Source organism: Pseudomonas sp. KB_15 (assembly GCF_052114525.1).
GTDB lineage: Bacteria > Pseudomonadota > Gammaproteobacteria > Pseudomonadales > Pseudomonadaceae > Aquipseudomonas.
The window spans coordinates 1-359 of record NZ_JBFREX010000372.1; the positions used below are offsets into that span (position 1 = coordinate 1).

Sequence of the window (359 nt, forward strand, 5' to 3'; positions counted from 1 at the left end):
GCATTGTCACTGGCCATGCCCGGTTGCGGCGACAAGCCCATCGCGGTGTCAATGGTTGGCTACAACCACACCGATGTGGGCATCTACGCGTTTGAGGTCAACGGTCATGGCGGCCCGAATATCGGGGCGCACAAGGGCGGTGGCAAGTTCACCTGTTGCGTCACGGTGCCACGGGTCTACAAGCCTGGCATGACGGCGAAGGTCAGGTGGGTCCATCGCATCGACGATGTGCCGCAGGAGCGGATCGTGCCGGTACCTCCTTATGGCCCGAGGGACGGAGGAATGTTCGCCGTCCACTTCCTGCGCGACGGCAATGTCAAGGTGTTCGTGACCATGATGGGTCTTGGACATCCCGACTA

At 61.3% G+C, this 359-nt stretch carries 1 protein-coding gene; it reads left to right on the forward strand.

Annotated features, from left to right (window positions below; translation table 11 throughout):
* A partial coding sequence (locus tag AB4Z35_RS31345) for a DUF3304 domain-containing protein (protein WP_442101345.1) occupies positions 1-359 on the forward strand: 359 nt, incomplete at both ends.